Annotated in this window: 1 pseudogene; it reads left to right on the forward strand. The window is 62.7% G+C overall.

What is annotated here, in order from left to right:
* Positions 1 to 2: 2 nt before the first annotated feature.
* Positions 3 to 287 (forward strand): annotated as a pseudogene (locus AF337_RS29675) (8-oxoguanine deaminase); the annotation flags it as partial.

Consider the following 287-nt stretch of genomic DNA (forward strand, 5'->3'; position numbering starts at 1 on the left):
GAATCGTCGTCGAGAATGGCCGTATCGTTGAACTGGTCACGGCTGGACGGCAGCCCGCAGACTCCGTCGATGCGCGCTTCGACGCCGGCCGGCACGTCGTCATTCCGGGTCTCGTCAACGCCCATCATCATATGTTCCAGACCCTGACGCGCGCCCATCCGGCTGCGATCAACAAGTCGCTGTGGCCATGGATCCGCGCGCTCTATCCGATCTGGGCAAAACACATGACGCCCGAAGCCTTCCGTCTTGCCGTCCGTCTCGCATTGACCGAGCTCCTGCTTTCCGGC

The sequence above is a fragment of the Rhizobium ecuadorense genome (assembly GCF_001187535.1).
In the GTDB taxonomy this organism is placed as follows: domain Bacteria; phylum Pseudomonadota; class Alphaproteobacteria; order Rhizobiales; family Rhizobiaceae; genus Rhizobium; species Rhizobium ecuadorense.